The sequence below is a fragment of the Anaeromicropila herbilytica genome, from assembly GCF_016591975.1.
GTDB lineage: Bacteria > Bacillota > Clostridia > Lachnospirales > Lachnospiraceae > Anaeromicropila > Anaeromicropila herbilytica.
In genome coordinates this window covers 296,455-310,419 of sequence record NZ_AP024169.1, presented here as the reverse complement: position 1 = coordinate 310,419, position 13,965 = coordinate 296,455, and the positions used below count along the sequence as shown (strand labels likewise).

12 protein-coding genes are annotated in these 13,965 nt (G+C 32.8%); 4 read left to right on the top strand and 8 right to left on the bottom strand.

The window, feature by feature from the left end; all coding sequences use genetic code 11:
• Nucleotides 1-76 precede the first annotated feature (76 nt).
• Nucleotides 77-535, top strand: a complete 459-nt coding sequence (locus tag bsdtb5_RS01240; RefSeq protein ID WP_271714241.1) for a hypothetical protein — start codon at nucleotides 77-79, stop codon at nucleotides 533-535.
• 231 nt (nucleotides 536-766) lie between these two features.
• Entirely contained in the window at nucleotides 767-1,642 is an 876-nt protein-coding gene (locus bsdtb5_RS01235) for a restriction endonuclease (RefSeq protein ID WP_271714240.1), read from the top strand.
• Between the two features lie 566 nt (nucleotides 1,643-2,208).
• Here bsdtb5_RS01235 and bsdtb5_RS01230 read toward each other — a convergent pair.
• The gene (locus bsdtb5_RS01230) at nucleotides 2,209-3,306 is read right to left on the bottom strand and encodes a helix-turn-helix domain-containing protein (RefSeq protein WP_271714239.1); all 1,098 of its coding nucleotides are present in this window, start codon (nucleotides 3,304-3,306) and stop codon (nucleotides 2,209-2,211) included.
• A 578-nt stretch (nucleotides 3,307-3,884) separates the two neighbouring features.
• Between bsdtb5_RS01230 and bsdtb5_RS01225 the strand changes: the two genes are divergently transcribed.
• Nucleotides 3,885-4,706 (top strand): Ntn hydrolase family protein, encoded by an 822-nt coding sequence (locus bsdtb5_RS01225; RefSeq protein WP_271714238.1) that lies wholly within the window; start codon nucleotides 3,885-3,887, stop codon nucleotides 4,704-4,706.
• 233 nt (nucleotides 4,707-4,939) lie between these two features.
• On the opposite strand, the gene bsdtb5_RS01220 is transcribed toward bsdtb5_RS01225, so the two are convergent.
• The 4 genes from bsdtb5_RS01220 to clpB form a co-directional block, all read right to left on the bottom strand.
• Nucleotides 4,940-5,638, bottom strand: a complete 699-nt coding sequence (locus bsdtb5_RS01220; RefSeq protein ID WP_271714237.1) for a DUF2461 domain-containing protein — start codon at nucleotides 5,636-5,638, stop codon at nucleotides 4,940-4,942.
• 246 nt (nucleotides 5,639-5,884) lie between these two features.
• Nucleotides 5,885-7,483 carry a DEAD/DEAH box helicase gene (locus bsdtb5_RS01215; protein ID WP_271714236.1) on the bottom strand — a complete coding sequence of 533 codons (1,599 nt, stop codon included), beginning with the start codon at nucleotides 7,481-7,483 and terminating at the stop codon, nucleotides 5,885-5,887.
• A gap of 285 nt (nucleotides 7,484-7,768) precedes the next feature.
• Nucleotides 7,769-8,764 (bottom strand): DHH family phosphoesterase, encoded by a 996-nt coding sequence (locus bsdtb5_RS01210; protein ID WP_271714235.1) that lies wholly within the window; start codon nucleotides 8,762-8,764, stop codon nucleotides 7,769-7,771.
• Nucleotides 8,765-8,894: 130 nt separating this feature from the next.
• The gene (gene clpB, locus bsdtb5_RS01205) at nucleotides 8,895-11,498 is read right to left on the bottom strand and encodes an ATP-dependent chaperone ClpB (RefSeq protein ID WP_271714234.1); all 2,604 of its coding nucleotides are present in this window, start codon (nucleotides 11,496-11,498) and stop codon (nucleotides 8,895-8,897) included.
• A gap of 259 nt (nucleotides 11,499-11,757) precedes the next feature.
• On the opposite strand from clpB, the gene bsdtb5_RS01200 reads away from it, so the two are divergent.
• Nucleotides 11,758-12,300 (top strand): GNAT family N-acetyltransferase, encoded by a 543-nt coding sequence (locus tag bsdtb5_RS01200; protein WP_271714233.1) that lies wholly within the window; start codon nucleotides 11,758-11,760, stop codon nucleotides 12,298-12,300.
• A 56-nt stretch (nucleotides 12,301-12,356) separates the two neighbouring features.
• On the opposite strand, the gene bsdtb5_RS01195 is transcribed toward bsdtb5_RS01200, so the two are convergent.
• The 3 genes from bsdtb5_RS01195 to bsdtb5_RS01185 all read right to left on the bottom strand — a co-directional run bounded on the left by bsdtb5_RS01195 (nucleotide 12,357) and on the right by bsdtb5_RS01185 (nucleotide 13,749).
• A complete protein-coding gene (locus bsdtb5_RS01195; RefSeq protein WP_271714232.1) occupies nucleotides 12,357-12,653 on the bottom strand; it encodes a hypothetical protein in 297 nt (98 codons plus the stop codon).
• 101 nt (nucleotides 12,654-12,754) lie between these two features.
• A complete protein-coding gene (locus tag bsdtb5_RS01190) occupies nucleotides 12,755-13,249 on the bottom strand; it encodes a GNAT family N-acetyltransferase (protein ID WP_271714231.1) in 495 nt (164 codons plus the stop codon).
• 59 nt (nucleotides 13,250-13,308) lie between these two features.
• Nucleotides 13,309-13,749: a MarR family winged helix-turn-helix transcriptional regulator gene (locus bsdtb5_RS01185; RefSeq protein ID WP_271714230.1), complete on the bottom strand. Its 441-nt coding sequence runs from the start codon at nucleotides 13,747-13,749 to the stop codon at nucleotides 13,309-13,311.
• Nucleotides 13,750-13,965 lie beyond the last annotated feature (216 nt).

The following is a 13,965-nucleotide window of genomic DNA, read 5'->3' as shown; positions in this document are numbered from 1 at the left end:
CGTTGAAATATCAACGTCTCTTATTTTTATGCAACTCAAAATCTCAAGGGAAAAATTCTATTTTTTAAGAGGTATTATGGAGCCTCGAGGGAAATTTCCTTTTGAGAATGACTGGAAACCTGCTAGAGCTGATAAACTTGTAGAAGTAAATGCTAATCCAAGTAGTGTACTTGTAAAGGATAAAGCTATATCATTACAAGAAGTTTACGATGAATTTATCCACAAACAAGCCAAGTTTGATAGGGAGAAATCCACAATTAAGAGATATGATAGTCTCTTTAGAAATCATCTACAACCTAAGTGGGCAAGCAGACAGATTGGTGCTATAAAAGCTACAGAGCTAATGGATTACCTTTACTCTTTATCTGCAACTCACGCTCATGCATACATAGTAAGTATTCATAAGTTTATGAAAGTAGTATGGAATTTTGCTGAAAATAGAGAGTATATGAAAGTCAACATAATTGATAAAGTTACCGTTCCTGCTAAGGGTGTGGAAGAAGGTGAAATACAAATCTATACAGTGAAACAGTAGTAAGATTGAGACTACGATGCGTTATTATCAACACGTAACAACTGGAATGAGAGAAAATATGCTATCTGCTTTAAAAAATAAGAAATAGCTTGAGTAAACTACTACGACAGGATAGAAAATGTTTTCTATCCTGTCATTTTATATGAAAAGCATTTTCTATAATGTTAAATACTGTTATAATTAATACTATATGGGTTTTATTAAAATTAAACTAATAGAAGGAGATACTAAATGGAAAAGAAAGAATTTGATTTATGGTTAGACCAATTATTTTCATATGAATTCTTAACAGAATGTATACCAGACCAAGAAATGCATCAATTTTTACTAGATAATATTGACAGTTATTCTGATGAAGTAATATTAAATATACTACGCTGTTTATTACATTCTTATTGGCGACCTATGGATAGAAATATGGCCGAACAGTATAAAAATCCAGAAGTAACAAAATGGTTTGCAGAGCAAGAAATTCCATACAATAAATCTGAATACTATCACAGAATTATAAATGATTATGAAGCATGGGAAGGTTTAACATGGATTGTACAATTAGTTCGTAATAGTCCCATGGATGCTATTAAAGCATTAAGCTTATATTTGACGTCAGAATGTGGGACAATGTCTGATTTCAGATTAATAGGTATTGGCCAATGCATTGATATTATTGAAGAAAAATTTATCAAAAATTTTACAAATAAAGAAATGGCATTGCTCAACTTACACCCACGAAAATTCGAGATACTTATATATGAATTATACTGTGCTATGGGTTATAACTCTGAATTGACTCCTGCTACTAGAGATGGTGGCAAGGATGTTATAGCAAACAGAGACAGTGGTCATGGTATTGAAACACTTTATATCGAATGTAAACGATATAAAACCACTGCTCTAAATCCTGAAATCGTAAATGCCCTTTTTGGTGTAATTATGAGAAATCAAGAAGTAAGCAGAGGTGTAATTTTTACAACTGTAAAGGTATTCAGCCAATTAAAGGACTTAATTCCTAGGATTACTGTTTTAGAAATAAATGAGGTAATATTATTACTAAATAGCTATTTAGGATATAATTGGGATGAACGAATTGATTTACTCACTAACTAAATTTAAGAGCCAATTATTCTGCTATATCAATGCTTTAGAAACAGAAAAACTCAAGGAAAATATAACCTCTGACTTCCCAATCCTTTGAAATCTCAACCTAACGGTTCAGAAACCATAGATGAAGCTAGACATGGTAAGGCATTCAAAGGATTACTTGAAAGATATTCTAAATAAAATCAAGCAATTATAAGAATTTCAACCCTATATAGAGGTGAACACTGACAATATGTACAGTATATGTTCTAAATACTATGCGTGCAAATGCTTTATAGATACTTTTATTTGCTTATTTATAGTTTAACCGTGCCTGTTAGAATAAGTGAGCAGTTTTTGGAGTCCTTAGCTTGGGAAACCGAGGTCTGGATAGCAAAAAGCACGACCTGTAAGACATTTGAGGTATATATAACAAAGATGCTATAGCCCTTACACTAATGGAATTACAACGTTATTTATTGCCTATTTTTATGTGCCTACAGCAATGTATCCTATAAAAAAGTAAACGCGTCAATCTATCTTTTTGAATATAATAGTAAAATCCGATGGAATAAACCATCGGATTTTACTATCTAAGATATATTTTTCTTTAAATCTGAAATTAATACTATAAAATCTGTTCGATCGTATAATATTTTATAGTCGGTATTAATTTTAGATTCAATTTCATTCCATAGTTGCAATTTCTGATTATAAACCTTATCCCAGCCTGTATCATTTTCATTCAGCCTATTAAATTGCGGTAAATCATTTTCTGTTTGTAGATTATCATATGACTGTGCATATTTCACAGCTAGTTTTAATGAACTAATGGCCTTATCAAAATCCCCAATTTTCGTATATGCTAAAGCAACTTTTTCATAAAATTGAGAAATATGAACATCGAAGCGGCATGAATTGTTATTCGAAAATGCTTTAAATGCTTCTATTGCCATTTCATAAAACATAATTGCTGTTTCTAAATCATCAACAAAAAGTTCTTCAATCCATAAAGAATTAGTATGTATTTGAACTATTGAAAAAAATACGTTAATTTGAAACTGTTTTATTGCACTGTTTATATCACCTTTCTCTAAATAAAGCCTCATTAAAGCTAATTCAGTTTTCATGTGATTGTTTTGACTTAGTTGATTAATAGCTTCTTCCGCTTTTTCAAATTCTTTTAGATTTATATATGACATACCTAATAAATAATAGCTTTCATCAATTAATTCTCGACTTTTTGAGTTCCTTATTACTTCTTTCAATTCTTTATTAGCTTCAATTAAGACCCTAAACTTTTCTGAATCTGACGGAGGTATTACTCCAGAAAAAATCATTGTTTCAGCAAGCTTGAATTTTAATGGGATATCATTGGGATATCTTAATAACGCCTCTTTAAGCATAGAAATTGCTGTAGAAAATTCCTTTTTCTCGCTTAGTTGCTTTGCCTTGTCAATAACGATAGTGCGATTGTAAATAGAATCCAAGTGATAATTAAAAAAATAATCAATGGACACATCAAATATAGAAGCAATTTTGGGTAGAAGCTCTATATCTGGATAAGCAGAACCTGTTTCCCATTTAGAGATTGCGGCAATTGATACTCCAAGAATTTCTGATAGCTGTTGCTGTGTGAAATTACGTTGTTTTCTAAGTTTATAAATATTTTCACCAATTTTATTAGTCATTTCGTTACCTCAAATAATTTTATTTCAGCTGATAGCTATATTATAATGTTTGAATAATGTATATACAATGGACTGATTTTCGAATTTCTTAAAATAAAATTCAACCATATGGAAAATATGTCTGACTTTATCATTCTATATTAGTAAACTTAAGATTACTTGACATGGTAAGGCTTCAAGGTGCTTTAACATTGCTAATAGATAGTGATGTATTGCCATAGAAATTATTAGATTTAATTCAAAACTATATTGATGTAATATATTTATATTCCCAGAAAAGAATGTAACAAAAAATTTTTAGGGAAAACAATCAGAAGTAAAAGGGTACTTCAATTAGAAATGCAGACATTTATAAGAAATATAAAGAGGGTGTATCTACAGAAGTTCTTTCTGAAATGATTAGTGGCGCATTTTTGATTGTGAAAAATGTTGTAGGTTGAACCATCGAGATGCCCTGTGATACCATATGGATAGAAGCTTAAGAAAGTGGTGAATCCAATGATAAAATAGCTAAATGTTTCTCTAAATACTCTAATCATATTATATGACAAAATTATATATTAAAAGGAGATTCCAAAATGTGTACATGTTTTGCAGTATACCATCAAGAAAAAGCTATTTATGGTATGAATTTCGATACTGATGAGATTGATTTAAAACTGAAAATTAGTAGTTATAATGATAATAGTATTTTTAATTTTTCAGCTTTAATGGAAAATAAATACGTTGATATCGCTGGTGTTAATAGTGACGGTCTGTTTATCTGTACTCAAGCAGTACAATATAGTCCAGGTTTTAAAGCAAGTTGTGACCCAAATGATTGGTTTGCTTTTGATACTTTTGATGAGGTGCTAAAGAAAACAAGAAAAACATCTGAATTTTTTGAAATTAGTAAAAGAGTAATCTCGTATCCTAGAAGTCCATTATACCCAGATTTAGGGCTACATACTATGATCGCTGATAAAAGTGGTGATGCATTTATTCTAGAAGAAGGAATTGATGCAAATGTAGTAAGTCCTATTCATAATGATTTTATGGTTATGACTAATTTTCCAAATGGGGATTTTAAGGAAGCAAATTATAATGAAGTATATGGCTTAGGTGCTGATCGATATATTTGTGCTCATGAATATATTCAAAATAATATTCATAGCTTTGGAATAAATGAAGGCTTTGAAGTTTTAAGTAAAACTAGGCAGGATGATACTCTGTGTTCAATCGTATATGAACCATTAAAAAATGAAATTTATATTAGTTTCAAAAAAGATTTAAGCAAAAAATGGAGAATTTCTATTATGGAAAAAACAATCCAATCATTGAATGGATTTTTAAGCAATAATAAAATTCAATTTACAAATGAAGAAATATTAGTGAAGGATCTTATTAGCTTATATAAGTGAAAACCATTTTAAATAAAGAAGAACAATTGGTAAGACAGACTTTATTAGAGTATTCAAGCTGTTTTATCAGCAACCCGAACTGGGATGGAAGAATAATTACTTCCAAGTCCTATGACGAAGCTAGACACGGCAAGACTTTCAAAGGCTTACTTGATAGATACTTCGAAAAGTAAGAAGTAAAAGAATAGTATAAAAGAGATCATATTGGAGAAATCCAATATAACCTCTTTTCTTTAAGGTCGCATAGGCATCTCAAATTTCTCCAATGCTTTATTTAAAAATGCATGAAACGGTTGCATTGCTTCATAGATCTGCGTTGCAAATGTTACAAAATTCTCATCTGTAATCTGCTTGTCCGTAATTGGATACTCCAAATACCAGCTCTTATACTTTAGATATTCTGCTTCTGGGTGCTCCTTATCATATCCTCTTGGTACATTTTTCAAAACTTCCCCTTTCACGGTAAAATACTTCAAAAATGATGGATCGCCTATAATCCGTTCCCACTCCTCTCCATGTTGGACAATATAATCTCTGACCATCGTCGTCGCTTCCTTGAACATATCTGCAAATAGCCCTCCGCCGAGAAAAGACCGTCCATTCGGCTTAATAACAATGAAATATCCAACCGGTATCGGCTGCTTTCCTTTTGATGAGATATGTGCCCGAAATGATGGGTTATATGGAGATTTATCATTGCTATACCTCGTATCCCGTACAAGCTTAAATGTAAGTTCTTTGGGAACATTGTGAAGTATACTACTATCAGTCTTTCCTATTCGAAAGATTAGAGATTGAATTAAATCTTCAAATTCTTGATTTGCTCTTTTATGCTCCTCTTTATTTGCATGGTACCATTCACGTTCATTATGTGCTTCTAAGTCTGTTAAATAATCAAGTATTCTTTTTGTATCTACATGTTTTTCTTCCATACTCCTGTTTTAATCTCCTTTTGCACGTTAGTGTAATACTAATCATAATAAAACAATTGTCTACTACAACTATTTTGCTGATTCAGTTGATAATTTGTAATTGGACATGATAAATTAATATTCTCATTATACAATAATATCCATATTTAAAAAAGTAAAACTCAAAAAAAGAAAAAGTACCTCAAACAAATCAACTGATTCATTTTTAGTACTTTTCCTTTAATTATATATCAATCTACGCTCTAATTATTTCTTATTCGCTGGTTCTATATTAATGCTCTTACCTTTGATCTTAGCATCTTGCATCACTTGGATAACGTCTTTCGCATGTTCTCTTGGAACTTCAACGAATGTATATTTATCATACATATCGATACTTCCAATTAATTTACCTGGCATTCCAGTTTCACCAGCGATTGCACCTAAGATATCTCCTGGTCTTGCATTTTGTTTCTTACCGATATTGATAAATAGACGAACCATTCCAGCTTCGGCTCCAGTATCACCGTAATCTTCATAGTTAGCTGATTTACCTTCTTCGATCTGTTCGTTGTCTTCACCCATTGTCATCTTTAAGAATGCTGCTGCAATCTCAAGTGATGTAACGTCTTCATCATTAATTCTTTCTTCGATTAAATGAATCATATTGGATAGATCTTCATTTTTAATAATTTTATCGATTTTTTCAAGAATCTTTTCTGATTTTGTATTAGCTACATCATCAATTGATGGAATTGGTTGAAGAGTAATCTTAGTCTTACAGTATCTTTGAATGTCTTTTAACTTATAGATTTCTTTACCTACTACGAAAGTAAAGGCTCTACCAGTTCTTCCAGCTCTACCTGTTCTTCCGATTCTATGAACATAATATTCATCATCTTGAGGAACATCATAATTAAATACAGCTTCTACATCATCAACGTCGATACCTCTAGCTGCAACATCCGTCGCGATAAGTATTTCAGTCTTTCCATTACGGAATCCATTCATAACACGATCTCTTTGTTGTTGCTTTAAGTCTCCATGAAGTCCTTCTGCAAAGTATCCTCTACCTTGAAGTGCAGTTACTAACTCATCAACTTGTCTCTTTGTGTTACAGAACACTAAAGATAATTTTGGATTATAGATATCTAGTAATCTTGATAGTACTTCTTCTTTATTCTTAGGTTTTACTTCATAGTAATATTGTTCTATTTGAGGAACTGTAATTTCTTTACGAATAACCTTGATAATCTCAGCATCCTTTTGGAAGTTCTTAGTGATATCCATAATAGACTTTGCCATAGTTGCAGAGAATAGAACTGTTTGTCTTTCTTCTGGAACCTCTTGTAAGATTGTCTCGATATCTTCACGGAATCCCATATTTAACATTTCATCTGCTTCATCAAGAATAATTGTCTTAACAGTATCAAATTTAACTGTCTTTCTTCTCATATGATCCATAACACGACCTGGTGTACCGATTACTACTTGTGTACCAGCCTTAAGTGAACGAATCTGTTTGCTTATTTCTTGTCCTCCATAGATAGGAAGGACTTTTACACCGTGCATGAACTTTGCAAGCTTACGAATCTCTTCTGCTACTTGAATAGCAAGTTCTCTTGTAGGACATAAAACAACTGCTTGTAATTTCTTATCTTTTGGATCAATTCCGTGTAATAATGGAATACCAAATGCTGCTGTTTTACCTGTTCCTGTCTGTGCCATACCAACGATATCTTTACCTGTCATAGCGGCTGGTATTGCTTTCGCTTGAATAGGACTTGCTTCTTCAAATCCCATCTCCTCAATTGCTTTAAGAATCTGTGGGTCAATTCCTAATTCATCAAATCTAACTGTCTGCATATATTTACTTGTTCCCTTTCTTTAATTGCTTCGTTATTGTTTGCTAGTAATATAATTACATCAAAAAAGCTCTTAGACCTATCCGGAAAAAGAGCTTAAATTATTTTTTCAATTTTCTGCAAAATTCATAATTCTTAAACTCCAGATATAAAATCTAGATAAATCTACCTCGTGAAGTATATCACGCAGCTTAGTCAATTGTCAAGGCTAACTTATCTTTTTCTTTAATTTTTGGTTACATTTCAGACTTTATACAATCTATAACCATTCTAATGCTTTATTTTCTTATATAATTTCGTTTGCCTTGTTCTTCTTATATTCACCAACTAGCTTTATAACTCTTTGCTCTACTAATTCTATTACCTTCATTGCTGTCTCCTCCTTGGCAATATTAGGAATAAATCCTGCAGCCATACTCGGATGACCACCACCATCTCCGATTCGTAATAATGCTACCTTAATCACTTCGCTAGCATCTACACTATCTAAGATGCTACGAACCGATAATTTAATGCCTCCAGCACGGTAAGAATACACCAAAGTAAAATTAACTTCTGATAAAGTTATTAGTAAATCAGATACAGTTCCCATCATTGCTTCCGAGCAATTATTTCCTATATTAGCAATTCCAATTCCATCATAAACTTCTAGGTTTTGAATTGCCTTCTTATAAGATTCTAGGTCACTTCTTTTGATATTATTGGATTCAATTTTCTTTAGGACTTTCCTATCTGCCTTCTTAAATAAGTAGTAAAACATATCTAAGTCTAGATCCGATACTTTTCTAGTTAACTCCATCGTATCAATTTTAATTCCATAGAGTAAAGCTGTCGCAACTTCTTTTGATATCTCAATATTATTTTCAACAATATAACTAGCAATAATAGAGGAACACGCCCCAACTTCACTTCGGATATCATAGTAAGAATAGCAAGAGGTATCTTGTAAACTATGATGATCGATACAAGATACCCTCATTGCCTGAACTTCTAGCATATTGGTATTACCCTTCTGACCGTCTACAATAATAATCTCATCTTCGCTTGTTACTCCAATCTCATTCAAGGGACAAATATCGATTTTCAGTAACTCCACCATTTTTTGTGTATTATATTTATCAATCAATCCTTCATAACAGATAGTAGAATCAATATTATAGTGTGCTAATATCGCTTTTAGTCCGTAAGCACTAGCTAATGCATCTTGGTCAGGGTAATTATGGGTTTGAATAAATACATGCTTATTTGTAATTACTTGTAATAGTTTATCAATACCGTTCAACCTTACCTCTCCTTAATATCTATTTGAGGTTATTATAACAAGTAATAAATTTTTTTACAATAAATCTTATTAATTTTGATTAAATGCTCATAAAAGGACAAGATCATAGCCAAATTGAACATAATCTCCTTTATCTTGTACCAACTAATTGCTGTTTTACTCTTGCCTGTAATTGATCATTTACTACATCAATTACAACGGTATCTTCTGGGCCTACTTGATCACTAAGAATTAATCTTGCTGTTAATGTCTCAACATTCTTTTGAAGATAACGTTTTAATGGTCTAGCACCAAAAGCAGGTTCATATGCATGGTTTACTACATATTCTTTGGCTGCGTCGGTAAGTTCAATCCTAATCTCTCGATCTTCTAGTCTATGGTTAAGATCTTCGATTAATAAGTGAATAATATTTGATACATTTGATTTTGATAATGGCCTAAATAATATAATCTCATCCAGACGATTTAGAAATTCCGGTCTAAAATGTCCATGTAGATCATTCATTACCAATTGTTCCGTCTCTTTGCTAATCTCTCCATCTTCTTCAATACCTTCTAGCAAGTAACTTGAACCAATATTGGAAGTCATAATTAGTATGGTATTCTTAAAGTCTACGGTTCTTCCTTGTGAATCCGTAACTCTACCATCATCAAGCACTTGAAGAAGTACATTAAATACATCTGGATGCGCTTTCTCAATCTCATCAAATAAGACAACGGAATATGGTTTTCTTCTTACTGCTTCGGTTAACTGTCCACCTTCTTCGTATCCAACATATCCTGGAGGTGCTCCAATAAGACGTGACACGGAGTATTTCTCCATGTACTCACTCATATCAATACGAACCATATTGTGTTCATTGTCAAATAAACTCTCAGCCAATGCTTTCGCAAGCTCTGTCTTACCTACACCTGTAGGCCCTAAGAATAGGAAGGAACCGATTGGTTTTGTTGGATCTTTGATTCCTGCTTTGGATCGGATAATGGCATCGGTTACTTTATTTACTCCATCTTCTTGTCCTATTACTCTCTTATGAAGTTCTTTATCGAGATTTAATGTCTTATTTCTTTCACTTTCTGTAAGCTTACTTACTGGGATACCTGTCCATCTAGAGATAATTCTTGCAATCTCGTCTTCACTTACATTCTCATGCACTAATACTCGCTCTTCCTTACGAACTCGTTCTTCTTCAATCGCTAATTCTTTCTCAAGTGCTGGAAGTTTACCATATTGTAATTCTGCTGCCTTGTTCAGATCATAGTTTCTTTGTGCAATCTGAATCTCATTGTGTAGGTTCTCAATATCTTCTCGTAGCTTTCTAAGCTTCTCAACGGAAGCTTTCTCGCTATCCCACTTTGCTTTATCACTAGCAAATTCTTCTCTTAACTCTGCAAGTTCTCTTTGCAGTGCTTCTAATCTTTCCTTACTTAGACGGTCATCTTCCTTCTTAAGAGCAGCTTCTTCAATCTCCATTTGCATAATTCTTCTTTGTACTTCGTCTAATTCTGTTGGCATAGAATCTAACTCTGTCTTAATGAGTGCACAGGCCTCATCTACCAAATCAATTGCCTTATCTGGCAAGAAACGGTCAGAGATATAACGGCTTGATAGTGTAGCTGCTGATACTAATGCTCCATCTGTTATCTTAACTCCGTGGAATACTTCAAAGCGTTCTTTTAACCCTCTTAGAATAGATATTGTATCTTCCACTGTTGGTTCATCCACCATAACAGGTTGAAAACGTCTCTCAAGTGCTGCATCCTTCTCGATATACATACGGTATTCATTCAAAGTAGTAGCACCGATACAATGTAATTCACCACGAGCTAGCATAGGCTTTAACATATTTCCTGCATCCATAGACCCCTCTGTCTTACCTGCACCAACAATGGTATGAATCTCATCAATAAATAGAATAATCTGTCCTTCACTATTCTTAACTTCTTCTAGAACTGCCTTTAGACGTTCTTCGAACTCTCCACGATACTTAGCTCCTGCAACTAAAGCACCCATATCTAGTGCAAAGATTCTCTTATCTTTCAGTGCATCTGGAACATCACCTCGAACAATTCTCTGTGCTAGACCTTCTACTGCTGCTGTCTTACCTACACCTGGTTCACCAATGAGAACAGGGTTATTCTTAGTCTTTCTTGATAGAATTCGAATCACATTACGAATCTCAGAATCTCTACCAATGACTGGATCAAGCTTTCCATCCTTTGCTCTTTCTACAAGATCATATCCATATTTCTCTAGGGTATCATAAGTAGCTTCTGGATTATCGCTGGTTACTTTTTGATTCCCTCTTACTGTTGATAGGACTTTTAGAAAGCTGTCTCTTGTGATGCTATAATTACGGAATAACTCCTTAATCTCACGATTAGGTTGCTTTATCATGCTTAAGAAAAGATGCTCTACGGATACGTATTCGTCACCCATCTGCTTTGCTTCATTCTCAGCATAGATTAGTACTTTATTTAGATCATTACTGATGTGCAACTGTCCACCAGATACTTTTGGTTTCTTCTCAATTAATTGAATTACATCTCGCTCAAAGAATTCTGTGTTAATCTCCATCTTCTCAATCAATTTCTTAATTAAGCTATCTTCAATACGAAGTAAACATAAAAGGAAATGTTCTTGATCAATCTGTTGATTGCCATATTCATATGCAATCTTTTCACAGTCATTCACTGCCTGCATAGACTTTTGTGTAAATTTATTAATATTCATAGTAACTCCTCCCTATTAGACTGTAGTGTAATGTTTTCACTTCTATCCGTTACTTTTGTTATCAGTATTTGGATAAATTAATATCCTTATACTTGAAATTAGTTGTTCTATAACTAATATAACAGATGTAATAAAAATGTCAAGAGGTTTTTAGAAATGATACATTTTTGGTTAAGAAACATTTATGAGGTTGCACTGTTGCTATAAAAACCGTTATTATTTAAAATATGGATTCTTATATATGTAAAGGAGAAAAAAAATGAGAATAGAAACAGATCATTTAATCATACGGGATTTTGAAAGAAAAGACGCAGAAAATCTTTATCGAATTGTTAGAGAAAAGAATATCCTTCGTTTTATGCCTGATTGGGCAGAAAACGGTGATTCGCCACAATCTTATTATGCATATATAGATTGGCACCAAACTCAAAGAAATTCAATCGATCTTTACGATAATAAAAGATATGTAATCGAATTACCAGATACAGACGAGATGATTGGTATGGTAGGTATGGGATTGGAGGGTACATTAAATGAAGTGGAAGTTGCTTACTTTATGTCTGAACACTATCAGAGAAATGGATACACATTAGAAGCAGTAAACGCTTTAGTTAATTGGTGTTTTGATGTATCAGATATCAAATATCTTATATTAACAATTGATTGTGCCAATGTACCTTCCTGCCGTCTTGCAGAGAAATGTGGTTTTGAGCTATTTGAAAAACGAACTCCTATGGGACATAAGCAACCAAATATGGAAAGTGATAGCTACTATTATTATAGAAGATATAGAAGTAAATAAACAAAATAGGCCCCTAAGAAAGCAGATAGAAAGGGGTCTTTTGCTATATCAAATTTCTATAGGCTATTTGATATCTTCTTTATTTTATTCAATACAGCTTTTGAAACACATTTTTTTCCAAAAGTATTAGTAATTGTAATAACTCCTTTTTTCTTCATACCTGATGTCTTAAAAAATTCATTCATTGCATTAATTGTACCTTGACTTTGCTTGCATAGAAATGAAAAAGGAAATGGTGTATTGCAAGCTGTAATTAACACATATCCTTGATTTTTAGAGCAAAGTGGCTTAGGGAATTTCCCCTTTGTATCCTCCATAGTGTAAGAAACCATCCGATCAAATAAATTTTTCACACCTTTCTTCTAGAAACAAAATAAGAAGAAGCAACACCTCTTTATAAGAAACAGAAAACATAGCTATTGATTATATCATGATATTTTCATTATTTTACGAATTATCCTACTACTTTGCTCCTACGTTCCATTAGAATAACATCATGCCATGTATCGTTAGGCATTTTTCCAACTCGTTCACGATAACCAATCTCTCTAAAACCACATTTACTGTGTAATTCTCTACTAGAGATATTTTCTTTAATTATTCCTGATTGTAAAGTCCAATAACCAGCTTTTTCTGATTGATTTATTAATTCATTTAGAAGAGCTGTTCCAATCCCATTTCCTCTACTGCTTTCATTAATATAAATACTAACTTCTGCTACTCCTGCATAGACGCACCTTCCTGACACAGGTGATAAAGCAACCCATCCTAGCACTTGGTCATCTGAACGCGCTACTAGACGACAACATTTACTATGGCCTTGATTCCACTCTTCCCAACTTGGTATTTCATTTTGAAAGGTTGCTATTTCAGTCTTGATTCCAGCTAAATAGATTGCTGATACTTCTGGCCAATCCGTTGAATGCATCTCATCAATAATATAATTCATATAATTTCCTCTTTTCTATATGATTTGTTGTATAACTTTGTACTCCTAACAAAAAGCACTTAACCACAGTTACTATCCTTTACTGACTTCGTTAATATTTGTAGACTTTCTAACACCTGCTCTCTCTTATCTTCTGGTATTGAACTGAAAATACTGGAGTAGTAACGAAACATGCTTTCTTCTATATCTTGGTATACCTTATACCCTTCCTTTGTTAATTTTATAATAACATAACGTCTGTTCTCGGGATCAATCTCCCTAAGTGCTAGATCTGTCTCAACCAGATTATTTATTGTTCTACTTAAAGTACTCTTATCTAATCCTAACATGTCAGCAAGTTCGATTAATGACATTTGTCCTGCTCTTCCTATTTCTACAATAGCATGGCATTGAGCAATTGTTACACCGCTACACGAAGAATCGCTCTTTTCAAGAATCCCTAAATTTCTAATCAGTATACGTAGTAATTCTCTTAACGTTTCACTCCCTTGAACTATCATATCATCACCTCTTTTCTATATTAGCACTATTTTAATACGCAACAGTTGTATTTTGCAACTGTCATTTAAGTAAACTCAATCTTTTGATCAAACTTAAAAATTAATGTTTTCAATTAATACTTATTCCTAATCTACTTGTTATAAAATAATAAGAATCGGGTAGGAGGTAGATAATTAATTTATCTACCGACCTCCCACACCACCGTACGTACCGTT